The organism is Nocardia sp. NPDC055002 (genome assembly GCF_053608825.1).
The window spans coordinates 151900-173749 of record NZ_JBSGWE010000004.1 but is presented as its reverse complement, the minus strand read 5'-3'; the positions used below and the strand labels follow the sequence as shown (position 1 = coordinate 173749).

Annotated in this window: 22 protein-coding genes; 11 read left to right on the top strand and 11 right to left on the bottom strand. The window is 68.0% G+C overall.

The features are described from left to right. Positions 1–11: 11 nt before the first annotated feature. A complete protein-coding gene (gene coaA / locus ACWF99_RS17600; RefSeq protein ID WP_101465876.1) occupies positions 12–944 on the bottom strand; it encodes a type I pantothenate kinase in 933 nt (310 codons plus the stop codon). 199 nt (positions 945–1143) lie between these two features. On the opposite strand from coaA, the gene ACWF99_RS17595 reads away from it, so the two are divergent. From ACWF99_RS17595 to ACWF99_RS17580, 4 genes are all read left to right on the top strand, one after another. Continuing rightward, positions 1144–2355, top strand: coding sequence for a DUF885 domain-containing protein (locus ACWF99_RS17595; RefSeq protein WP_452536797.1), 1212 nt, complete (start codon positions 1144–1146; stop codon positions 2353–2355). Positions 2356–2512: 157 nt separating this feature from the next. Next, positions 2513–3808, top strand: a complete 1296-nt coding sequence (gene glyA / locus ACWF99_RS17590) for a serine hydroxymethyltransferase (protein ID WP_101468461.1) — start codon at positions 2513–2515, stop codon at positions 3806–3808. Between the two features lie 125 nt (positions 3809–3933). Continuing rightward, positions 3934–4146 (top strand): hypothetical protein, encoded by a 213-nt coding sequence (locus ACWF99_RS17585; RefSeq protein ID WP_378636305.1) that lies wholly within the window; start codon positions 3934–3936, stop codon positions 4144–4146. Then, positions 4146–5444, top strand: a complete 1299-nt coding sequence (locus tag ACWF99_RS17580) for a hypothetical protein (protein WP_378636306.1) — start codon at positions 4146–4148, stop codon at positions 5442–5444. Before ACWF99_RS17585 ends, ACWF99_RS17580 begins: the two co-directional genes overlap by 1 nt. A gap of 6 nt (positions 5445–5450) precedes the next feature. On the opposite strand, the gene ACWF99_RS17575 is transcribed toward ACWF99_RS17580, so the two are convergent. Both ACWF99_RS17575 and ACWF99_RS17570 read right to left on the bottom strand, forming a co-directional pair. After that, positions 5451–6434, bottom strand: coding sequence for an LLM class F420-dependent oxidoreductase (locus ACWF99_RS17575; protein WP_452536794.1), 984 nt, complete (start codon positions 6432–6434; stop codon positions 5451–5453). Positions 6435–6468: 34 nt separating this feature from the next. After that, entirely contained in the window at positions 6469–7650 is a 1182-nt protein-coding gene (locus ACWF99_RS17570; RefSeq protein WP_452536792.1) for an FAD-dependent monooxygenase, read from the bottom strand. Between the two features lie 109 nt (positions 7651–7759). Between ACWF99_RS17570 and ACWF99_RS17565 the strand changes: the two genes are divergently transcribed. Together ACWF99_RS17565 and ACWF99_RS17560 are read left to right on the top strand one after the other, a co-directional pair. Further along, positions 7760–8473 (top strand): TetR/AcrR family transcriptional regulator, encoded by a 714-nt coding sequence (locus ACWF99_RS17565; protein WP_452536790.1) that lies wholly within the window; start codon positions 7760–7762, stop codon positions 8471–8473. Between the two features lie 44 nt (positions 8474–8517). Next, complete coding sequence (locus ACWF99_RS17560) at positions 8518–8937, top strand: limonene-1,2-epoxide hydrolase family protein (protein ID WP_378636316.1); 420 nt, start codon at positions 8518–8520, stop codon at positions 8935–8937. Position 8938: 1 nt separating this feature from the next. On the opposite strand, the gene ACWF99_RS17555 is transcribed toward ACWF99_RS17560, so the two are convergent. Next, on the bottom strand, positions 8939–9211 hold the full coding sequence (locus ACWF99_RS17555; RefSeq protein ID WP_378636318.1) for a hypothetical protein: 273 nt from the start codon (positions 9209–9211) through the stop codon (positions 8939–8941). A gap of 306 nt (positions 9212–9517) precedes the next feature. On the opposite strand from ACWF99_RS17555, the gene ACWF99_RS17550 reads away from it, so the two are divergent. The 3 genes from ACWF99_RS17550 (at position 9518) to ACWF99_RS17540 (ending at position 12671) form a co-directional block, all read left to right on the top strand. Then, entirely contained in the window at positions 9518–10912 is a 1395-nt protein-coding gene (locus ACWF99_RS17550; protein WP_378636321.1) for a PhoH family protein, read from the top strand. 182 nt (positions 10913–11094) lie between these two features. Beyond that, complete coding sequence (locus ACWF99_RS17545; RefSeq protein WP_378660774.1) at positions 11095–11721, top strand: LGFP repeat-containing protein; 627 nt, start codon at positions 11095–11097, stop codon at positions 11719–11721. A 95-nt stretch (positions 11722–11816) separates the two neighbouring features. Beyond that, entirely contained in the window at positions 11817–12671 is an 855-nt protein-coding gene (locus ACWF99_RS17540) for an acyl-ACP desaturase (protein ID WP_452536787.1), read from the top strand. 53 nt (positions 12672–12724) lie between these two features. Here the strand turns inward: ACWF99_RS17540 and ACWF99_RS17535 are convergent, their stop codons facing one another. From ACWF99_RS17535 to glpX, 3 genes are all read right to left on the bottom strand, one after another. Beyond that, positions 12725–14125: a class II fumarate hydratase gene (locus tag ACWF99_RS17535; RefSeq protein ID WP_378636329.1), complete on the bottom strand. Its 1401-nt coding sequence runs from the start codon at positions 14123–14125 to the stop codon at positions 12725–12727. 86 nt (positions 14126–14211) lie between these two features. Then, the gene (locus tag ACWF99_RS17530; protein ID WP_452536785.1) at positions 14212–15054 is read right to left on the bottom strand and encodes a patatin-like phospholipase family protein; all 843 of its coding nucleotides are present in this window, start codon (positions 15052–15054) and stop codon (positions 14212–14214) included. Positions 15055–15084: 30 nt separating this feature from the next. Further along, positions 15085–16128 (bottom strand): class II fructose-bisphosphatase, encoded by a 1044-nt coding sequence (gene glpX / locus ACWF99_RS17525; RefSeq protein ID WP_378636334.1) that lies wholly within the window; start codon positions 16126–16128, stop codon positions 15085–15087. A gap of 127 nt (positions 16129–16255) precedes the next feature. Here glpX and ACWF99_RS17520 point away from each other — a divergent pair, with 127 nt between their 5' ends. Further along, positions 16256–16825, top strand: a complete 570-nt coding sequence (locus ACWF99_RS17520) for a DUF4245 domain-containing protein (RefSeq protein WP_378636336.1) — start codon at positions 16256–16258, stop codon at positions 16823–16825. 2 nt (positions 16826–16827) lie between these two features. On the opposite strand, the gene ACWF99_RS17515 is transcribed toward ACWF99_RS17520, so the two are convergent. From ACWF99_RS17515 to ACWF99_RS17500, 4 genes are all read right to left on the bottom strand, one after another. Beyond that, positions 16828–18243: an FAD-binding oxidoreductase gene (locus ACWF99_RS17515; RefSeq protein WP_452536783.1), complete on the bottom strand. Its 1416-nt coding sequence runs from the start codon at positions 18241–18243 to the stop codon at positions 16828–16830. Between the two features lie 127 nt (positions 18244–18370). After that, positions 18371–18631, bottom strand: coding sequence for an exodeoxyribonuclease VII small subunit (locus ACWF99_RS17510; RefSeq protein WP_378638114.1), 261 nt, complete (start codon positions 18629–18631; stop codon positions 18371–18373). Continuing rightward, complete coding sequence (xseA, locus tag ACWF99_RS17505; RefSeq protein ID WP_378638117.1) at positions 18628–19914, bottom strand: exodeoxyribonuclease VII large subunit; 1287 nt, start codon at positions 19912–19914, stop codon at positions 18628–18630. The genes ACWF99_RS17510 and xseA overlap by 4 nt, the downstream gene beginning before the upstream one ends. Positions 19915–20097: 183 nt before the next feature. Then, positions 20098–20691, bottom strand: coding sequence for a lipid droplet-associated protein (locus ACWF99_RS17500; RefSeq protein ID WP_378638119.1), 594 nt, complete (start codon positions 20689–20691; stop codon positions 20098–20100). Between the two features lie 114 nt (positions 20692–20805). On the opposite strand from ACWF99_RS17500, the gene ACWF99_RS17495 reads away from it, so the two are divergent. Beyond that, entirely contained in the window at positions 20806–21825 is a 1020-nt protein-coding gene (locus ACWF99_RS17495; protein ID WP_452536780.1) for a 4-hydroxy-3-methylbut-2-enyl diphosphate reductase, read from the top strand. Positions 21826–21850 lie beyond the last annotated feature (25 nt).

The window sequence follows — 21850 nt, the reverse complement described above, 5'->3', positions numbered from 1 at the left end:
GCGCGGGCGGATCAGAGCTTGCGCAGCCGCAACCTGTTGATCGTGTGGTCGGAGTCCTTGCGCAACACCAGGGTTGCGCGGGGGCGCGTCGGCAGGATGTTCTCCACCAGGTTGGGCCGGTTGGTCGAGTGCCAGATATCGCGCGCGGCCGCGGTGGCCTGTTCGTCGTCGAAGGCCGCGTAGTGGTGGAAGTGCGCGTCGGGGTCGGCGAAGCCGGTCTTGCGCAACGCGAGAAAGCGCTGCACGTACCAGTTCTCGATGTCCTCGATGCGGGCGTCGACATAGATGGAGAAGTCGAACAGGTCCGACACCATCAGTCGCGGACCGGTCTGCAGCACGTTCAGGCCCTCGACGATGAGAATGTCGGGCTGGCGCACACAGTGCTTCTCGTCGGGCACGATGTCGTAGGACTTGTGCGAATACACCGGCGCGCACACCTCTTCGGCGCCCGACTTCACCTCGGTGACGAATCGCAGCAGCTTGCGCCGGTCGTAGCTTTCCGGGAACCCCTTGCGGTGCATGATGCCGCGACGAATGAGTTCGGCTGTGGGATAAAGGAATCCATCGGTGGTCACCAGGTCGACCCGGGGGTGGTGATCCCAGCGCGCCAGCAGCGCCTGGAGCACGCGCGCGGTGGTCGACTTGCCGACCGCGACACTGCCCGCGACACCGATCACGAACGGCACCTGCTTGTCGGGATGTTTCTCGCCGAGGAAGGTGGCGGTGGCGGCGAACAGCCGCTGCCGGGCCGCGACCTGTAGATGGATCAACCGGGCCAGCGGCAGGTAGACCTCGGCGACTTCGTCGAGGTCGATCTGCTCGCCGAGACCGCGCAGGCCGGTCAGCTCGTCCTCGGTCAGTACCAGGGGAGTCGACTTGCGCAGTGTGCGCCACTGGCTTCGATCGAACTCCACATAGGGGCTCGGTTCACTCATCCGTGCCACCTACCCGACCCTCCGTCCGGGCGCATCCGCACAGCTTGGCTGCCCGTCTGGTGAGATCCGGGATAACTCTGACCGCATAGCGAGATTGTGCTCCGTGCTCGCTGCCCGCGCGCAACAGGGGGTTTGGCTACCGGTCGGTAACCAGCGACAACACCGAGGTAAGACGCCATTTTCCGATCGACCACGTAATGTCGGGCGGATGGGGTCACATCCACTTGTCACCGAATACCTGCGCCTTGGTTTGGCTTTCGATCGCCTCGAAGAGGGGTTCGTCGACGCCTACACCGGCGATCCGCAATTGCGCCGCGATATCGAGAACGCGCCCGTCCCGGTGCCCTCGGAGCTGGCCCGCCGTGCCGTCGATCTGCGCGCCGCCCTGCCCGATGCCGGGCTCTCGGCTCAGCGCACCGAATTCCTCGATGCCCACCTGGTGGCGATGGAGTGCTCGGCCCGCAAGTTCGCCGGTGAGCAGATCGGCTTCGTCGACGAGGTCCGCGCCTACTTCGACGTCGACATCGCACCGGGCGACCCCGACGACTATCGCGAGGCGCACCGGCAGATGGACGAGGTGCTCGGCGGCGACGGACCGCTGGCCGAACGCGCCGCCGCCTACCGCCGCGGTGACGAGATCCCGCCGGAAAAGCTCGCTACCTGTGTCGAAGCGTTCTCGAGTGCGCTGCGGGAGCGGGTACGCGAACGCTATCCGCTGCCCGACAACGAGCACGTCACCTACGAGGTGGTCGGCGACAAGCCGTGGTCCGGCTTCAACTACTACCTGGGCGATTTCGCCTCGACGGTCGCGATCAACTCCGACCTCAAACAGCACATGGGCAACCTCCCCGCGCTCATCGCGCACGAGGCCTACCCCGGTCATCACACCGAGCACTGCCGCAAGGAGGCCGGACTGGTCGCGGCGGGCGAGGACGAGCAGACGCTGTTCCTGGTCAACACCCCGCAGTGCCTGATGGCCGAGGGCCTCGCCGACCTGGCCCTTCGGTCGATCGTCGGACCCGGCTGGGGCGTCTGGGCGCAGGAGATCTACGCCGACCTCGGCCTTCGTTTCGACGGTGAACGGGCCGAACGCTTCTCGACCGCGTCGGCGAAACTGCTGAACGTGCGTCAGGACGCCGCGCTGCTGCTGCACGACCAGCATCGCAGCGAAGACGAGGTGGCGCTGTTCCTGCAACGGTGGATTCTGGCGACGCCGGAACGGGCGCGGCAGTCGCTGCGATTTCTGTCCTCGCCGCTGTGGCGGGCCTACATCAGCACCTATGTCGAGGGTTACCGCTTGCTCGGTGGGTGGCTCGACGGTGCGGCCGGTGCCCAGGATCGGGTCGAGCGGTTCGGGCGTCTGCTCGACGAGCCGCTGACGCCGGGGGCGATCCGGCGGATGAGTGTCGCTACCGGCTGACGGCGCACCCGCCGGGGTTGAACAGCGAGTTCGCCTGTTCGACGACTATCGAACCTGGTCAGACGGGCTGTGACCCCGGTCTCTCCGGTAGCGGCCGGGACGGTGTTGCGGTATCCCCGTGCTCGGCGCGCACACGGTCGGCAATAGACTCGACGGCGTGACGCAGACGACCGCTTCGGTGAATACCCAGTCTCTCGGTGAGCTCGATCCCGAGTTGGCCGCCGCGATGGCGGGCGAGCTCGCCCGCGAACGCGACACCCTCGAGATGATCGCTTCGGAGAACTTCGTGCCGCGCGCGGTCCTGCAGGCGCAGGGCTCCGTCCTCACGAACAAGTACGCCGAGGGGTACCCGGGCCGCCGCTACTACGGCGGTTGCGAGGCCGTCGACGTGGTGGAGACCCTGGCTCGCGACCGGGCCAAGGAGCTCTTCGGCGCCGAATTCGCCAACGTGCAGCCCCACTCGGGCGCGCAGGCCAACGCCGCGGTGCTGATGGCGCTGATGAACCCGGGCGAGACCCTGTTGGGTCTCGACCTCGCGCACGGCGGTCACCTCACCCACGGCATGCGCCTGAACTTCTCGGGCAAGCTCTACGACGTCCACTCCTACGGTGTGTCGAAGGAAGACCACCGGATCGACATGGACGAGGTGCGTGACATCGCACTGAAGGCCAAGCCGAAGGTGATCGTCGCCGGCTGGTCGGCCTACCCTCGCCACCAGGACTTCGCCCGCTTCCGGGAGATCGCCGACGAGGTCGGCGCCTACCTGTGGGTCGACATGGCGCACTTCGCCGGCCTGGTCGCCGCCGGTCTGCACCCCTCGCCCGTGCCGTACGCCGACGTGGTGTCCTCCACCGTGCACAAGACCCTCGGCGGCCCCCGCTCCGGCCTGATCCTGGCCAAGCAGGAATTCGCCAAGAAGCTCAACTCCGCGGTGTTCCCCGGTCAGCAGGGCGGCCCGCTCATGCACGTGATCGCCGCCAAGGCCGCCGCGTTCAAGATCGCCGCCACCGAGGAGTTCGCCGACCGTCAGGTCCGCACCCTGTCCGGCGCGCGCATCCTCGCCGAGCGTCTGACCGGCGCCGACGTGAAGGACAAGGGTGTTTCGGTCCTGACCGGCGGCACCGACGTGCACCTGGTCCTGGTCGACCTGCGCAACTCCGAACTCGACGGTCAGCAGGCCGAAGACGTCCTCCACGAGGTCGGCATCACCGTCAACCGCAACGCCGTCCCGTTCGACCCTCGCCCCCCGATGGTCACCTCGGGCTTGCGCATCGGCACGGCGGCCCTGGCCACCCGCGGTTTCGGCGACACCGAGTTCACCGAGGTAGCCGACATCATCGCCGCCGCCCTGGCGGGCACCTCCGACGTCGACACCCTGCGCGGCCGGGTGTCGCGCCTGGCCCAGAGCGTCCCGCTCTACCAGGGTCTCGAGGACTGGCGCCTGCTCGGCTGAGCCGGAAACTTTCGCCCGATGGCCCCTGTCAGCTCCATGCAGACAGGGGCCATCGTGTTGTCGGAACACACAAAGTTCCGGTGAATCGCATACGGGCCTAATGGAATAGGGCATGGTCAGTCCGTATGGAATATCGACGTGCGCTGGCGCGTGAGGTCGGCGGGGAGGTGCACGCGTTCGAGTTGCTCTCCGAGGCCGAGGCCAGGGAGCTGATCGAACTGTTCCGCGCCGCGCGGGCCAACGAGGTGCGGGCGCTGCGCCGGGCGATCGACGCCGCGCTCACCGCGATGCCCGCTCCGCTGCGTAAGGTCTCGCGCAAGATCCTCTTCGGCAGCTGATGATCGAAACCGAACTCGAAGCTCAGACACAGCTCGTGGTACTCGCGCGCACGCTGAAAGTGCCGCCGCAGCGCCTCGCACCGCTGGCCCGTCTCGGCGCGGTGCACCTGTCGGCGATTCAGCAGCAGATCCTGCGCGCACTACACGCCGAGCACGCGGACACCTTCCGCCGGGTCAGCCCGCTCGTGCCGATCTTTCCGGTGGGTGTGGGCGTCGCGCTCTTCGAGCGGGTGGTGCCGCCGGTGCTCGCCGCCCGATTCCTCGGCGCGGTCGGCGTCAAACATCCGCGCAAGTGCGCGCAGGCGCTGTGCGCGGTCGATGCCGTCTACGCGGCCGACGGAGCGCCGTACCTGGACCCGAATGTCTTCGAACAGCTGATGCGATACGGCAGGCCGGAGCCGATCACCCTCATCATCAACGAGCTGTTGCGGCGTCGCGACTACGTGACCGCCGCGCGGTTCCTTTCGGTGGTGAACGAGCCGCTGATCGCGGCATTGGAGCAGACCGTCCTCGATGACGCGGGCTTGGTCTTCACCGCCGCCTACGCGTACCCGGCGCACACGCTGAGCCGGATCGTTCGGCAGTTGCTGGCGGGCCCACGCCAGCGGGTGCCGGGCATGCTCCACACCGTCCTGGCAGGCCCACCCACCCTGCATCACGCGATGCTCGCCCTGTTCTGCAAGGTCGACCCCGATATCGCGGGCACCCTCGGCGACATCTTCTTCGGCCGCGGCACCGCACACGAGGTCGGCCGATTCCTGCTCACCGCGGTCAACCGGAACGCCTCGCCCGCGCTGCTCACCGTGATCGGCAGACTCGATCCTGTTGCCCTGTGGGCCTTGTCGACGAACCCGCAATTCGCGAACACCGACGTACTCGGCGCGCTGGTCCGCTCGCTGGACGGCAAGGACGAAGCCGACCCGTGGCGCGGGCTGTTCGCCCTGTCCGCCCGCCTGAGCGAACCGGCCCGCCGCCACATCGCCGCCACCCTCGCCGAACTCGACGAAACCTCGGTAGCCGCCCTGCCCGCGCACGCCACCGACGCCACCTACTGGCCCGCTCTGCTGCAACTACTCGCCGAATCCGAACCCGCCGCCCAGTCCCGAGTCGCCGCGATCTGGTCGCGCCTTTCCCCCGAATGGCAAGCGGGCATCGAACGCCACATCCACGAAAACCGCTACGACACCCGCCTGAGCCGGATCACCGACGCCCTCACCACCGTCACCCCGGAAGAAGTCTTCTTCCGTCGCCGCCAGCAGAACCGTCAGCGAGGAGAAGACCACTTCGCGTCGTGGTGAGCTCGCTCAGTGCACCAGCGGGCTCAGGGTGCGGCCGATCCGGTCGATGACGCCGGGTTCGTGGCCGTTGGCGATCAGGTTGATGATGACGCCGTCGATGCCGTGGTCGAGGACGCGGGCCTGGATCTGTTCGGCGACTTCGTCCGGGGTGCCGGCGAATTGGCGGTCGGCGACGGTGGCCCGGCGTTCGGCCTCGGTCAGGGTGGACAGGTCGACGCCGAGGCGCGACATCATGTCGGCCTGGGTCTTTCGGGCACGGTCACCGTCTTCGTCGACGATGGTCAGCGCGAGGAAGCTGGTTTCGAGGGTGGCGGGGTCGCGGCCCGCCTCCTCACACCGCTGGTGCAGGGCGTCGAGTTTGCGGGGCAGCTCGGAGGCATTGCAGATGATGTTGAGGTGATCGGCGAAGCGGGCTGCCATGCCGAAGGTCTTCTTCTCGCCGCCACCGCCGAGCAGAATCGGCAGGTCGTCGCGGATACGTGGCTCGTTCATCGCGTTCTCGGTGTGGTACCACTTTCCGTCGAAAGTGGAGCGCTGCCCGCGCAGCATCGGCGTGATGATCCGCAATGCCTCGTCGAGCCGCTCGAACCGCTCGGTGAAGGTGCCGAATTCGAACCCGTACTGCTGATGCTCCAGCTCGAACCACCCCGCCCCGATGCCGAGCACCGCGCGGCCACCGCTCACCACGTCGAGCGTGGTGACGGTCTTGGCCAGCAGGGCGGGATTGCGATAGGTATTGCCGGTGACCAAGGCCGACAACTGAATTCGCTCGGTCGCGGTAGCCAGACCCGACAGCGCCGAGTAGGCCTCCAGCATCGGCTCCTCGGGCTCGCCGATCAACGGCAGCTGATAGAAGTGATCCATCACGAAAGCGGCGTCGAACCCCGCGCCCTCCGCCTCCCTGGCCTGCGCGATCACCGCGGGAAACAGCTCACGCACCGAGGACGTGTTGCTGAAGTTGGGCATCTGATAGCCGAGTCGAATGCTCATGTCGCCGACCCTATGACTTGGAGTGCACTCCAAGTCAAGCGCTACACCCGACCAGCTGCGGGTAGTCGATCAGATCGATGTCGTTGGCGGCCTTGTCGCCGTATTTCATCATGAGGGTGAAGAAGCGGGAGCCGAGGAACCAGTTACGGGCCTTGATGCCCAGGGCGGTCTTGGGCGCGAGGAAGGGGCCCGCGTTGCTGTTGCCCGCGATTTTGGCGTAGCGCTTCATGATCCGGTCGTAGTTGGCGAAGGCGGTGACGTGATCACCTGCGGCGGAGGCCAGTTCGCCCGCGAGGACGTAGGCGCCGACGACGGCAAGGCCGGTGCCGAAGCCCGCCAGGGTGTTTCCGTAGGCGGCGTCGCCGATGAGGGCGACGCGGCCGCGGGTGTAGGTGCCGTTCATCCGGACCTGGCTGATCGAGTCGAGGTAGATGTCGTCGAATTCGGCCAGGTCGGTGAGCATGCGGGGGGCCTGCCACGCCATGTCGGCGAAGGTTTCGGTGATGATGCGGCGCTGGGCGTCGACATCGTTGCGAGGGTAGTCGAGTTCACCGGCGGCGAACATGTACATCTGCTGGGCCTTCGGGCCGCCGTCGATGGCGAGTTTGCCCGGGGTGTTGTGGGCGGCGCCTGCCGCTTTGTCACGGGGCGTGGCCGCGTCGCTCCAGCGGCTCGCACCGGCGACGCAGTAGTAGTAGCCGAGGTGGGCCACGTAGTCGGCTTCGGGGCCGAACGCCAATCTCCGCACCCGCGAATGGATGCCGTCGGCGCCGAGGACGAGGTCGAAGGTGCGGGGCGGGTTGTGCTCGAACCGCACGGCCACACCGTCGCCGGTGTCGCGCAGGTCGGTGACGGTGTCGCCGAAGAGGTACTCGACGGTGTCGGCGGTCTTGTCGTACATGACCTCGGCCAGGTCGCCGCGCAGGATCTCCAGGTCGCCGCCGGTGAACTCGCCCGACATCACGCCGAGCTCGCGCCCGTTGTCGTCGACGAAGACCAGGTCGGTGGTACCGGTACGCCGGGCCCGGACCTCGTCGAGGATGCCCATCCGCTCGAGCACGGTCAGGTGGGTCTTGCCCTTGAAATCCACCGCCTGACCGCCCGCCCGCAGCGCGGGGGCACGTTCGACGACGGTGACGGCGAAGCCGTAGCGGTGCAGCCAGTAGGCGAGGGCGGGGCCGGCGACGCTGGCGCCGGAGATGAGGACAGTACGCATGACGCAACTCCTGAAAATCTGTGTCCGATGGAATCTGTATCCGGTGGATGCAGATAAGAGTATGGTAGACACAGTTTCACGTCAAGACGATTCTCGAGAGGATGGGCAGATGCCGCCGCCGACCACGGTCGAGCTGTTGTGGGGGACCACGCAGCGCCCCAAGCGCGGGCCCAAACCCGCCCTCACTCTCGACGGGATCGTCGCCGAGGCCATCGCGCTCGTCGATGCCGAAGGGCTGTCCGCGCTGTCGATGCAGCGACTGGCGCAACGCCTCGGCTTCACCAAGATGTCGCTGTACCGATATGTGCCGGGCAAGGAGCAGCTCACCGCGCTGATGCTCGACGCGGCGATAGGTGAACCGCCGAAGGCCGCGGGCGCGCAGCAGAACTGGCGAACCGGCCTCCGCGATTGGGTCGAAGCGCTCTTCGCTCGCTACCGCGCGCACCCGTGGTCGATCGAGCTCACCCTCGGCGTGCGGCCCCTCGGCCCGAACGAGATGGGCTGGACCGAGGCCGCCCTCACCGCACTGGCGGGCACCGGGCTCTCCGGCTCGGAGCGGCTGGACACGATCGTCCTGCTCAACGGCCACGCCCGCAGCCTGGCCCAGCAGGTCTCGTCGATGAGCGGGGACGGCGAAGTGCAGTTCACCGAGCAGTTCGCCGAGATGATGACCGCGGCCTCTGGTCGCTACCCCGAGGTGCGGGCCGCCTTCGCCGAGGAAGCCGCCGCGCCGGCGGGCAAGGGCGGAGCCAACGACGCCCTGCGTTTCGGTGTCGAACGCATCCTCGACGGTCTCGCCGTCCTGATCGATCAGCGAAACTGAGCTGACCCCTGGCCCGAGCGCGATCGGCACCCTAGGCTCATCGCATGACCGACCAGCCGGAACTGCCGGAGCCCGCTGTCACCATCGTTCGCGAGTTCTTCAACGCACTCGAGCTCAGCGCGGTCGACGAGGCGCTGGATCTGCTCGATCCCGCGATCGTCTGGAAGAACGCCTCGCTGCCGACCGTGCGCGGCAAGAACCGGGTCGCCGCGTTGTTGCGCGGCTTGGATCGACCGAAGCTCGGGTTCTCCGCGGAGATCCACCACATCGCCGCCGACGGCGACATCGTGCTCACCGACCGCACCGACTACCTGCACGTGGGCCCGGTGCGCATCGGCTTCTGGGTGAGCGGCACCTTCGAACTGCGCGACGGCCGAATCGTGCTGTGGGACGACCACTTCAGCAAGGGCAACGTCCTGCGCGGCGCCGTTGTCGGCGTGGTGAAGGCGATCACCGGCCGCTGAGCTATCCGTGCTTGCGCAGGTACTCCAGGTAGGTGGGGCGCAGCACATCGGCCAGTTTGCCGTCGCCCGCGTGGAAGTAGTCGTCGAGCATCGGCAGCACGTACTTGATGTCGGCCGAGCTCTCGCCGAGGTCGCCCGCCTCGGCCTGGGCCGCCGGAATCGACTTCAGCAGTTCCCACAGGAACTTCACGTCGCCGTGGCGCACGGCCGTCTTCACCGCGCGATCGTGCAGTTCCTTCGACGACAGCTTCTCCAGATCCTGGTCTTCGGCCATGTCATCGACTCTAGCCCTCGGTGGCGCACACGTGCCGGATCCGTCGCGACAGTGCCGGTTAACGACAAATTCACGGACACGTGTGCCGGTCCAGCAGCGCGGCTACGAATTCGGCGGTAGCGTCGGTGATGCGAGTCGCGTCGGTGTGATTCGTACGGGAGGTCCTGACCGTGACTGAGCTATTCAGTGCGAGAGGGCCGGCACCTGGCCCTCGGGGCGGTTGACTCAGCGTCAACGCCCACAAGGACGGACCGGTCCAGCGAGATCGTTCGCACGGGTGCCGTGCGAACACATAAGGAGCCCACCGTGACTGCTGCACGCTCCGTTTCCGCTTCCGCGAAGCACACGGCCTCGGCCTCGGCCTCGAGCAATTCGGCCTCGAAGAAAGGGGCTCGCCCCTCACGTTCCGGTCGCAAGACTTTCGTCGTAGACACCTCTGTACTCCTGTCGGATCCCTGGGCCGTCACCCGGTTCGGGGAACACAGTGTGGTCCTGCCCCTGGTCGTGATCAGTGAGTTGGAGGCGAAACGGCACCACCACGAGCTCGGCTGGTTCGCCCGCGAAGCGCTGCGCATGCTCGACGACCTGCGTGTGCAGCACGGCAGGCTCGACCAGGCACTGCCCATCGGCACCGACGGCGGCACCCTGCAGGTAGAGCTCAACCACACCGATTCGTCGGTGCTACCCGCCGGATTCCGTTCCGACACCAACGATTCCCGCATCCTGGCCTGCGCGCTGAACTTCTCGGCCGAGGGCGAGGACGTGGTGCTGGTGTCGAAGGACATCCCGCTGCGCGTCAAGGCGAGCGCGGTCGGCTTGTCGGCCGACGAATACCACGCGCAGGACGTGGTGACCTCCGGCTGGAGCGGGATGGTGGAACTCGACGTCGTGGGCGCGCAGATCGACCAGCTCTACACCGATTCGGTGATCGACCTCGACGATGCGCGAGAGTTGCCGTGCCACACCGGTGTTCGGTTGCTGGGCAGCAGCTCGAGCGCACTGGGCCGGGTTACCGCCGACAAGCGGATCCAGCTGGTCAAAGAGCGGGAGGCCTTCGGGCTGCACGGGCGTTCGGCCGAACAGCGCATCGCCCTGGATCTGCTGCTCGACGAGAGCATCGGGATCGTGTCGATGGGTGGGCGCGCCGGTACCGGCAAGTCGGCCTTGGCGCTGACCGCCGGACTCGAGGCGGTGCTCGAGCGGCGCACCCAGCGCAAGGTGGTCGTGTTCCGGCCGCTGTACGCGGTGGGCGGGCAGGAACTGGGCTATCTGCCAGGTTCGGAGAGCGAGAAGATGGGCCCGTGGGCACAGGCCGTCTTCGACACGCTCGACGGGCTGGCCAGCCGCGAGGTGCTCGAGGAGGTGCTCAGTCGCGACATGCTCGAAGTGCTGCCGCTGACCCACATTCGAGGGCGGTCGCTGCACGATTCGTTCGTGATCGTCGACGAGGCGCAGTCGCTCGAGCGCAATGTGCTGCTGACGGTGCTGAGCCGCCTCGGCACGGGTTCTCGGGTGGTGCTCACCCACGATGTCGCCCAGCGCGACAATCTGCGGGTCGGCAGGCACGACGGTGTGGCCGCGGTGATCGAAAAGCTCAAGGGGCACCCGCTTTTCGCGCACATCACGCTCACCCGCAGCGAGCGCTCGCCGATCGCGGCGCTGGTCACCGAGATGCTCGAGGAGTACGGACCGAACGCGTAATCGTCGGCAATCGGGCCGCGTCGCGGCCGGAATCCGTTTGATTACCGCAAACAGTGGGTAATATCCGCTCCGACACCAATCCAGCAACGGCTCGGCGAACACTGTTCCGCCGGGCCGTTGCGGATGTCGGCCAGGCTCCATTCCGGGGGCACCCCCGGGGGGCCACTCGCGAGAGGATGGATATGAACCACTTCGCTCGACGTACTGCTGCCGGGAGCGCCGCGGTCCTGGCCGCGGCGGGTCTGCTGCTCGCTGCCGGCTGCAGCGATGACGACAAGGACAAGGCGAACGACGCCGTCGCCTCGGTGACCTCCGCGATCGGAGCCCCTGGTGGCAGCGCCACCACCGAGCCCGGGATGGGCGGGATGACCACCACCCCCGGTTCGGAAACCACCTCCGGTTCCGAGACAACGTCCGGCGCGGCCACCACCAGTGGAGCGGCAGGCGAATCGACCACCGTCTCCACCCCGAACGGTGACATCGTCATCGCCGGCGAGGTGTACAAGAAGTACATGGCGGCCGGCGGCGCGAGCAGCCCGCTCGGCGCACCGGAAGAAGCCCAGGAATCCGGCCCCGACGGCGGCGAGTACCAGGACTTCACCGGCGGCACCATCTACTGGAGCAAGAATACCGGCGCCCACATCGTGTGGGGTGACATCCGCGAGGCCTGGGAGGAGAACGGCGGCGCCAACGGCACGTTGGGCTACCCGACCAGCGACGAGAAGGACATCCCCGGAGGCAAGCAGAGCGACTTCACCGGTGGCACCATCACCTGGGTCAACGGCGAGACCACGGTGACCCCGAAGTAGTCGGGCCCCACGTCAGCGTCGCGCTCCGCCCGGCGCGGGGACCCGGTTCACCCCGTAGGTCCCCGCGCTTGCGCACGAGGTACTAAGTTGTCGGGGTGCAGAAAACTTTGACCGACCGCGAGCTGCTGGATTCGCTCGCGGACGAGGTGGAAATCAACCTGCGTCGCCATATCGAGGTGGCCGAGGGCTGGCAGCCGCACGAGCAGGTGCCGTGGTCGGACGGGCGCAACTTCGCCTTCCTCGGTGGCGAGGACTGGACCCCGGAACAGTCCGAGCTCAGCGATACCGCCCGGCTCGCGCTGACCGTGAGCGTCCTGGTCGCCGACAATCTGCCCTCCTACCACCGTGAGCTCGGCAAGCACCTGCGCACCGGCCCCTGGTGGCGCTGGGTCGGCCGGTGGACGGCGGAGGAGAACCGCCACGAGATCATGATCCGCAACTACCTCATGCTCACGCGTGCGGTGGACCCGGTCGCGCTCGAGCGGGCCCGCATGCAGCACATGACCGACGGTTTCAACCGCCCCCCGATGCACCTGATCGACGTGCTGGCCACCTGCGCGTTCGAAGAGGCCGCCGCCGCGATCCGTCATCGCAACACCGCCGCGATCGGCGAGAACCCGATCGTCACCGCGATGGCCGAGAAGCTGGCCGCCGACGACGAACTGCAGGCCGAGTTCTTCGCCGTGCTCGTCGCCGCCGCCCTCGACCTGGTTCCCGATCAGGCAGTGCGCGCGATCGCCGATCGGGTCGCCGACTTCCGGGTGCCGCACGTGGATCTGCCCGGTGGCGGATCCAGTGACGAGGCGCTCGCAGAGGCGGGCATCTACGACCCCGCGAAGGAGGGCGAGCTGGTGTTCAAGCCGCTGCTGCAGCGCTGGAACATCTTCTCCCGCACAGACTTCAGCGACGAAGGCGAAAAGACTCGCGCGGAACTCGCGCACCTGGCCTGATCGTGCACAGCGAACGGCCGTCACCTCCTGCGAGGTGACGGCCGTTCGGCGTTTCAGCGGTCGACGTCGGCCATCGCCAGCACGTCGAGCTTGCGATCGAGCTCTTCGAGCGAGAGCTTGTCCGGGACGAGCCCGCGGTCGATGACGGTCTGGCGGATCGTCTTCTTCTCGCGCAGTGCCTGTTTGGCGACCGCGGCCGCTTCCTCGTAGCCGATGGCCGAGTTGAGCGGGGTGACGATCGACGGTGACGATTCGGCGAGGGTCCGCAGGTGCTCCTCGTCGGCGACGAGCCCGCTCACACACTTGTCGGCGAACAAGCGAGAAACGTTGGCCAGCAGGCGAATCGACTCGAGCAGGTTGCGAGCCATCACGGGAATGTAGACATTGAGCTCGAACGCTCCGCTCGCCCCGCCGAACGCGATCGCCGCGTCGTTGCCGACCACCTGCACCGCCACCTGCGTCACCGCCTCGGGCAGAACGGGATTCACCTTTCCTGGCATGATCGAGCTACCCGGCTGCAGGTCCGGCAGCTGCAATTCGCCGAGCCCGGTCAGCGGGCCCGAACCCATCCAGCGGATGTCGTTGGCGATCTTGGTCAGGCTGACCGCGATGGTGCGCAGCGCACCGGAGGCCTCGACGAGTCCGTCCCGCGCGGCCTGGGCCTCGAAATGATCATGCGCTTCGCGCAGCGCGTCGATTCCCGTGGTACGTACCAGTTCCGCGACGACCTTCGCGCCGAATCCTGCGGGCGCGTTGAGACCGGTGCCCACCGCGGTGCCGCCGATCGGCAACTCGCCGAGGCGGGGAAGCACGGACATCGCGCGTTCGATACCCGCGGCGATCTGCCGGGTGTAGCCGCCGAATTCCTGGCCGAGCGTCACCGGCACCGCGTCCATCAGATGGGTGCGGCCCGACTTCACCACGGTGCGCCACTGCTGCGACTTGTCGAGCAGAGCCAGGCGCAGATGGTCCAGCGCGGGAACGAGTTCGGTGATCACGGCCTCGGTGGCGGCCAGGTGTGTCGCGGTGGGGAAGGTGTCGTTGGAGGACTGCGACATGTTCACGTCGTCGTTGGGGTGCACGCTCACCCCGTTACGGGCGGCGATCGAGGCGATCACCTCGTTGGCGTTCATGTTCGAGCTGGTGCCCGAACCGGTCTGGAACACGTCGATCGGGAACTGGTCGTCGTGCTCACCGTTCGCGATCTCGCCCGCCGCGGCGATGATCGCATCGGCCTTCACCGGATCGAGCAGGCCCAGATCCTTGTTGACCTGCGCGCACGCGGCTTTCAGCAGGCCGAGCGCCCGGATCTGGGCGCGCTCGAGTCCCCGCCCGCTGATCGGGAAGTTCTCGACGGCCCGCTGTGTCTGCGCCCGCCACAGCGCGTCGACAGGGACGCGAACCTCTCCCATGGTGTCGTGCTCGATCCGGTACTGCGCGTCGTCGTCAGCCATAGTTCGACCCTAGGACGAGAACACCGCGAATGGTGGCCACACACCAGCGCGAAATCCCACATCCGCGGCAGGAATACTCGCCGGACTCAGTCGGTGGGCCAGACCGCGCACACCTCGTCGGCGAAGTCCCTGGCTTGGGTGTGACCGGCCAGTGCGGCGCCGTGTACGCGCTGCGGGTCGAGCTCGTTGGGGCCGATGGCCTTGCGCGCTGCTTGATCCGGATGGATCACCGTGACCCTGGCCGAGCCGAGGTAGGCGAGCTGGGCGGAGATCTTCCCGCTGCGGCGCGGGGTGAGAATATTGGACGCGAGGCCGACGATCCGGTCGTAGCCCTTCGCCAGATCCAGATTCAGCGGGGAGCGGACCCCGCCGTCGAGGTAGTGGTGCCCGTGACACGACGCCTCCGGCCAGGCGAACGGGATCGCGCAACTGGCGTTGACCGCCTCGGCGAGTGAGACGTCGCTGTCGCGGTCGAAGACCTTCAACACGCCGGTATCGGCGTCGACCGCGGTGATCCACAGCGGCTGTGTCGGCCACGCCTTCTCGGGCAGGCGCGAGGACACCGCCGCCAGCCGCAGCACGGGGTCGATCGTCGACCTGCCGCGGGAAGCGTTCGCGACCCGGCGTGCCGCGCTGGTCTCGCTGGGCGCGGTGCCCGCGACGAACGCCCACTTGGCCAGCTGCTTGACCGAGAGCCGGTTCGGGATCTCGGCGTTGAGCCGCCCCAGCTGCCGCTTGTAGAGCTCGTCGGTCGACAGCGTGCTGCGAATTTGCGCCCCGACGACCGCGCCCGCGGAGGTGCCGATCACCAGATCGGCCGACCGCAGGTCCACCCCGGCCTCGGCCAGCCCGGCGATCATGCCGATCTGCCAGCCGATACCGGCGATTCCGCCGTTGCCGAGGACCAGGGCGGTGCTGGGCGCTGCCATAGTTCGACTATAGGGACGCCCAGCCCCGGATCACGGTAGCGGCGGGTTCGCGCTGTCGTCGCCGTCGAAGTCGACCGAGGAGTACTCGCGCAGCTTCGTCAGGCGGTGGTAGGCGTCGATCATGCGGACGGTGCCCGACTTGGACCGCATCACGATCGACTGGGTCGACGCGCCGCCGCCGTAGTAGCGCACACCGCGCAGCAGGTCGCCGTCGGTGACGCCGGTGGCGCAGAAGAACACGTTGTCGCCGGAGACCAGGTCGGTGGTCGAGAGCACCCGGTCCAGATCGTGGCCCGCGTCGATCGCCTTCTGACGCTCTTCGTCGTCCTTCGGCGCGAGCATGCCCTGCAGCTCGCCGCCGAGACAGCGCAGCGCGGCGGCGGCGATGATGCCCTCGGGGGTGCCACCGATACCGACCAGGATGTCGACGCCGGACTCGGGACGCGCGGCGGCGATGGCGCCGGCGACGTCACCGTCGGAGATGAGGCGGATGCGGGCGCCCGCGTCGCGTGCCTGCTGGATGGTGTCCTCGTGGCGGGGACGGTCCAGGATGCAGACGGTCAGGTCGGACACCGACAGCCGCTTGGCCTTGGCCACGCGGCGGATGTTCTCGCCGATCGGGGCGGTGATGTCGATCGAGCCGGCGGCATCGGGGCCGACGGCGATCTTGTGCATGTAGAACACCGCGGACGGGTCGAACATGGCGCCGCGCTCGGCGACCGCGAGCACCGAGATGGCGCCGGGGGAACCCTTCGACATCAGGGTGGTGCCGTCGACCGGGTCGACGGCGAAGTCGACCTCGGGGCCGGTGCCGTCGCCGACGAGCTCACCGTTGTAGAGCATCGGCGCTTCGTCCTTCTCGCCCTCGCCGATGACGACGATGCCCTTCATGGACACCGAGCTGACGAGCTGACGCATGGCGTCGACGGCCGCGCCGTCGCCACCTTCCTTGTCGCCACGGCCGACCCAACGGCCACTCGCCATCGCGCCTGCCTCGGTGACGCGGACCAGCTCCAGTGCGAGGTTGCGATCGGGTGCCTCGCGGCGGCTGGGGACGGGCGAGGTGGGCGTCATTGCGGAGTGCCTCCTTGGCGTTGGTGATACGGGGGCATTGTCGCATTTCGAAACGGCACGCTCGTGCACGACCTCCTGCGATGACCCCTGGGCGGCCTGGTCAGGGGTCGAGTGGATACTGGTAGCCGTGGCACAGACCAAGCACCGCATCTTCAACGACTACCGCGATCTGTTCTGGTCGTTGATCCCGTTGGTGCTGGCCGCGGTGGTATTGGCCGGGGTGGCGAGCCAGTGCACGGTGGCGACGAACGGCCCGACGCAGGGTCAGATCCCGCATTTCGATGCCGACGCCGCGCTGAGCTCCGACGCGAAGACCCTGTCGTTCCCGATCCGCAAGCCGGCGTTGCCGCAGGGCTGGGTGTCGAACTCGGGCAGCCGCGACACCATCGCCACCACGGGTGGCGGTGCCGTGAGCACGGTCGGCTACATCACTCCACAGGGCACCTACATGCGGTATTCGCAGACCGATGCCTCCGAGGAGGCGTTGTCGCGCCAGGAGCTCGGCTCCCGCTATCCGACCGGAACGCAGGAAGTGGCCGGGCAGAAATGGGTCGTCTACTCCGAACCGACCGAGGAAACCGGCTGGATCGCCGACCTCGGCGGCGTACGGATCCTGATCACCGGTGCGGGCAACGAGGCCGCCTTCACCACCCTCGCGACGGCGATCACGGCAGCCCAACCGCTGGCGAAGAAGTAGCCTCAGCTGAGCCGGTAGGACCAGCCGCTGTTGGGCAGCGCGGTCGAGGTGGCGATGGAGTCCTCGGCGTCGTCGGACTTGCCCTGGGCCAGGAGGCCGTAGGGATCGAATGCGCGTTTGGCGGCAGCCTCTTTCGGGCCCCACGGCTTCATGCCGCCCGCGCCGAGGACGGGTGTGTGCGAGTTCGCGATGAACAACCCCGCCCGCTGCAACCGCTCGGTGGTCGCCGCCAAGTGCTCCTGGCTCTCGTAGGCGAAGACCGGTGAGCCCTGACACGACAGACCGCCGTCGATCCGCTTCATCTCCACATGCAGCGGCCCCAACTCCGCGAATTCACGGTGGATGCCGACGATCGACTCGTACAGATCCCGCTGCGGGAACAGGGCCATCAGCCCGGTGAGCTCGCTGTTGTGCCGCTGGTAGCGCAGCATCGAATGGCCCCAGGTGAACTCGTAGAGGGGCGAACCGTAGCTGCCCTTGCCCTCGAGGCACCGGTACCGGATCCGGCCGCCGTTGTCCTGCACCAGATCCTCCACATTCGGCACCGACTGGACGGCGGCCATCAGCAGCACCATCGACTCGCCGTCGGGAATCAAGCCGGCGAGTTCGGGAAAGTACTGCGGGAGCGGATGCGCATGGGGCGAAACCACTTTCGTGAGCACACCGTCGCTGCGGCAGATGTCGACCGAGAAGCGGGCCGCCTGCGCGAAATCGGGGAACGAGACGACCAGTTCGTGCCACTCCCAGGCCGGGGCGAGCGGCAGTTCGACCTCGGTGATGATGCCGTTGGCGCCGTACGCGTGGTGCACGGTGTTCACATCGCGCCCGCGTAACTCGATCAGCCGGGGGTGTTCCTCGACCGTCATCACTTCCAGCGCGGTGATGTTGCCGGTATCGCGCAGGATGCCCCAGCGACAGCTGCCGATACCCGCGTGCCCACCCGCGATGTAGCCGCCGACAGTGGCCTGGTGCGCCGTCGAGGGATGCATCCGCAGCTCCCACCCGGACGGGCGGATCGCGGCGTCGATATCGGCCACGACGGTGCCCGCGAGCGCGCGCACCGTGGTCGGCGGGCGCCTGCCCGGTTCGCCGTGCCAGCCGATGACGCCGGCGAGGGCGGTGACATCGATCACCGCGCCACCGCGCAGCGGCACACCCTGACCGAACTGCCCGGAACCGGCCCCGCGCACGGTGATCGGGATGCGATGACGCGCGCAGGCGGCCACCGCGGTGCGCAGCTCGTCCTTGCTGCGCGGTGCGATGAAGATCTCGGCATTGCGCCCGCGCAACAGGTCTCGCAGGACCGGACTCTGCGCGAACCGGTCGCGGCTCTTGGTGCGCAGCTTGCGTGTGTCGGTGGAGAAGGTGATGGGACCCAGGTCGGCGCGCAGGCTCGTCAGCGAATCGGTGGGTGACATCGGCCGTACTCCGTCGTTCGAACTCTCCGTGCGTCGCGCGGAGGGCGATCCTTCGGCGGATCGGCCGAGCATCAGCGTGCCCGGCCGGTGTTTCGCGGCGGTAAAGGCGCGATGTCGGTGCGCGTACTCAGTCGGCGGTGTCGAGGTCGGCCCGGGACAGCGCGTCTTCCACCCGGCGGCGCGCACCGGCGAGATGCTGTTCGCAGCGGGTGGCCAGGGCTTCGCCGCGCTCCCACAGCACCAGCGAGTCGTCCAGGTCGAGGCCGCCCTGTTCGAGCATCTTCACCACGTTGATGAGCTCGTCGCGGGCGCGTTCGTAGCCGAAGGCCGCGATCTCGGCCAAGGTGTCGGCAGCGGTGTTCTCGGAACCGGCGTCGGCCACGGTCACGTCCTCTTCTCGTCGGTGGTCTCTGGCGTCAGTCGCTGGGTGCCCAGTGCCGCGGCGGTGACGGCTCCGTCGGCGACCCTGATGCGGAGCTGGCTGCCCGCGGGGGAGTCATCGATCGAACGCACGACATGCCGTTCGGGACCGGCGACGCGCTGCACGACAGCGTAACCACGGGCCAGGGTGGCGGCCGGACCCACCGCGGTCAGCTTCTCGCGCAGATGCAGGGTGGTCGTCGACTCGCTGCGCAGCAGCTGGTCGACAGTGCGTCTGGCGGCCGTGCGCAAGCGTTCCAGCTCGTCGTGACGGTGGTTCAGTTCGCGCAGGGGATCGGCGAGGACCGGGCGCGATCGCAACTGCGTGATGGTGTGTTCCTCGCGCTGGACCCAGCCGCGCAACGCGGCCGCCGAGCGCGCCCGCATCTCACGGACCCCGGCCAGTTCGGCGGCGGCATCGGGGACGATGCGTTTGGCGGCGTCGGTGGGGGTGGCCGCGCGCAGGTCGGCGACCAGGTCGAGCAGGGGATTATCGGGTTCGTGGCCGATGGCGCTCACGATCGGGGTGCGCGCGGCGGCGACCGCCCGGCACAGTGCTTCGTCGGAGAACGCGAGCAGATCTTCGACGCTGCCACCGCCGCGCGCCAGCACGATCACCTCGACCTCGGGGTCACGGTCGAGTTCGGTCAGCGCTTCGAGCATCTGCGGCACTGCGGTCGGACCCTGCACCGCAGTATTGCGGATAACGAATCGGACTGCGGGCCAGCGGTTCTGGGCCACGGACAGGACATCGCGTTCGGCCGCGCTCGCCCGTCCGGTGATCAGCCCGATCGTCGCGGGCAGGAACGGTAGCGGCCGCTTGAGCCTGGCATCGAACAGGCCCTCGGCCGTCAAGAGGGCTTTCAACCGCTCGATCCGCGCCAGGAGCTCACCGATGCCGACCGCGCGAATCTCGGTGACCCGCAACGAGACCGTGCCCCGGCCGGTGAAGAAGTGCAGCTTGCCGTAGACGACCACGCGGCTGCCCTCGGTGAGCGGCACCGGCAGCCTGCGCAACAGGTCGGGGTCGCAGGTCAGCGACAGCGACATGTCCACCGAGGCATCGCGCAGCACCAGGAACGCGGTGCGGGTGCCGGGGCGCAGATTGATCTGGGTGACCTGCCCCTCCACCCAGATACTGCCGAGCCGTTCGATCCACTGGGCGACCTTCACCGCGACCGAGCGCACCGGATACGGCTGCTCCGCCGAATTCGCCGGAGCGCCGGCCTGCGCGACGCCGTCCTGAGTCATAGGTCAGTTCTACGCGCGGCCACCGACACAACCAAAAAGCGGCCGCAACCCCGGTGCGCCGAAGGCGCGGATTGCGGCCGCCTCAATTCTGGACTGACGGAGAGAAGGAGCGAAGCGACTGAACGCAGGAGCGAAGAATCGAGGCCCACAGGGCCGCAATCCACGCGGCGCCAGCCGCCGATATCACTGCGCCTGGACCGTGGCGATGCGGTTGGTGAGCATCGTGACGAAGGGGGCGCGGGCGCGGGTCTGCTGTTCGAAGGCCAGCAGCTGCGCCAGCTCCTCGACGGTGAGCATCCGCAGCCGGGCGCGCAGCTGGGCCAGCGTCATCGCGGGGTAGTCGTAGCGGATCGCGACCTCGGGGGCGACGACCTCCTCCGCGGCGGGCTCCTCGGCGGGCTCGATGACCTCGTCCTCGGTCTCGAGCAGCAGCAGGGACGCGGGCACGACCTTGCCGTTGGTCTGCGGGGCCTCCGCCGCTTCGAACAGGTCGAAGCGGCTGGTGTGGCCGTTGGTGGCGGGCGCGGGTTCGAGGTCCTCGTCGAAGGTGGCCCACGCGGGCTGCTCGGCCGGAGCCGAGCCCAGCCGCTCGAACACACCGTCACCCTTGAGCGCGAGGCTGGTGACGAACTGCTGCAGATGCATCGTGGTCTGCAGCACGCGACTGAGCGCGGTGATCGGGAAATTGACCGCGGCGACGGGCAGTCGCCGGGTCTCTTCTAAGGCGTAGACGGCGGCGCCGGCGGCCACCCTGGCCAGGAACGGAGGTCGAAACATGACTCCAGCCTGCCGCAAACCGGGTGTGATGCAAAGGTCCACACCCCTGTTGTGTGACTTTCGCCCCTTGATCCGACCTGATCGGGCCTGTCGCGCGCACGTAAGCTGTGGGATATGACCTCGGCAATCCCCTTGAACGTCGGTATCACGCGCTCCGCGGGCGCGAATGCTGCCGGTGGCAAGCGCGTGCTGCTGGCCGAGCCGCGCGGCTACTGCGCAGGCGTCGACCGCGCCGTCGAGACCGTGGAGAAGGCTCTCGAGAAACACGGCGCCCCGATCTATGTGCGCAAGGAGATCGTGCACAACCGCCACGTCGTGGAAACGCTACGTGAGCAGGGCGTGATCTTCGTCGACGAGACCGACGAGGTGCCCGAGGGCGCGCTGGTGGTGTTCTCCGCGCACGGTGTCGCGCCGACCGTGCACGAGACCGCCGCCGAACGGAACCTGCGCACCATCGACGCCACCTGTCCGCTGGTCACCAAGGTGCACCAGGAAGCCAAGCGGTTCGCCCGCGACGACTTCGACATCCTGCTGATCGGCCACGAAGGCCATGAGGAAGTCGAGGGCACCGCGGGTGAGGCGCCCGAGCACGTGCAGCTGGTCGACGGGCCCGACTCGGTGGACAAGGTGACCGTGCGCGACCCGTCGAAGGTGATCTGGCTGTCGCAGACCACGCTCTCGGTCGACGAGACCATGGAGACCGTCGAGCGGCTGCGCGAACGTTTCCCGACGCTGCAGGACCCGCCCAGCGACGACATCTGCTACGCCACGTCCAACCGGCAGACCGCGGTCAAGGCGATGGCGCCCGAATGCGATCTGGTGATCGTGGTCGGTTCGCGCAATTCGTCGAACTCGGTGCGACTGGTCGAGGTGGCGCTCGGCGCCGGCGCGAAGGCGGCGTATCTGGTCGACTACGCGCGTGAGGTGGATCTGGCCTGGCTCGACGGGGTGCGGACCATCGGCATCACCTCGGGCGCGTCGGTGCCGGAGATCCTGGTGACCGGGGTCCTCGACCTGCTGGCCGAACACGGTTTCGGTGAGGTCCAGCCGGTGACCACGGCCAACGAGACGCTGGTGTTCTCCCTGCCTCGTGAGCTTCGCCCCGCCCGCCGGGACGCACCTTCGCAGAGCTGACCCGCCCGAGCTGAACAAAGAAAAT

Coding starts and splice junctions, on each gene's coding strand:
- ACWF99_RS17595 (WP_452536797.1), top strand. CDS start 1,144: ATGGGGTCACATCCACTTGTCACCGAATACCTGCGCCTTGGTTTGGCT.
- ACWF99_RS17585 (WP_378636305.1), top strand. CDS start 3,934: ATGGAATATCGACGTGCGCTGGCGCGTGAGGTCGGCGGGGAGGTGCAC.
- ACWF99_RS17580 (WP_378636306.1), top strand. CDS start 4,146: ATGATCGAAACCGAACTCGAAGCTCAGACACAGCTCGTGGTACTCGCG.
- ACWF99_RS17575 (WP_452536794.1), bottom strand. CDS start 6,434: ATGAGCATTCGACTCGGCTATCAGATGCCCAACTTCAGCAACACGTCC.
- ACWF99_RS17570 (WP_452536792.1), bottom strand. CDS start 7,650: ATGCGTACTGTCCTCATCTCCGGCGCCAGCGTCGCCGGCCCCGCCCTC.
- ACWF99_RS17565 (WP_452536790.1), top strand. CDS start 7,760: ATGCCGCCGCCGACCACGGTCGAGCTGTTGTGGGGGACCACGCAGCGC.
- ACWF99_RS17560 (WP_378636316.1), top strand. CDS start 8,518: ATGACCGACCAGCCGGAACTGCCGGAGCCCGCTGTCACCATCGTTCGC.
- ACWF99_RS17555 (WP_378636318.1), bottom strand. CDS start 9,211: ATGGCCGAAGACCAGGATCTGGAGAAGCTGTCGTCGAAGGAACTGCAC.
- ACWF99_RS17545 (WP_378660774.1), top strand. CDS start 11,095: ATGAACCACTTCGCTCGACGTACTGCTGCCGGGAGCGCCGCGGTCCTG.
- ACWF99_RS17535 (WP_378636329.1), bottom strand. CDS start 14,125: ATGGCTGACGACGACGCGCAGTACCGGATCGAGCACGACACCATGGGA.
- ACWF99_RS17530 (WP_452536785.1), bottom strand. CDS start 15,054: ATGGCAGCGCCCAGCACCGCCCTGGTCCTCGGCAACGGCGGAATCGCC.
- glpX (WP_378636334.1), bottom strand. CDS start 16,128: ATGACGCCCACCTCGCCCGTCCCCAGCCGCCGCGAGGCACCCGATCGC.
- ACWF99_RS17515 (WP_452536783.1), bottom strand. CDS start 18,243: ATGTCACCCACCGATTCGCTGACGAGCCTGCGCGCCGACCTGGGTCCC.
- xseA (WP_378638117.1), bottom strand. CDS start 19,914: ATGACTCAGGACGGCGTCGCGCAGGCCGGCGCTCCGGCGAATTCGGCG.
- ACWF99_RS17500 (WP_378638119.1), bottom strand. CDS start 20,691: ATGTTTCGACCTCCGTTCCTGGCCAGGGTGGCCGCCGGCGCCGCCGTC.
- ACWF99_RS17495 (WP_452536780.1), top strand. CDS start 20,806: ATGACCTCGGCAATCCCCTTGAACGTCGGTATCACGCGCTCCGCGGGC.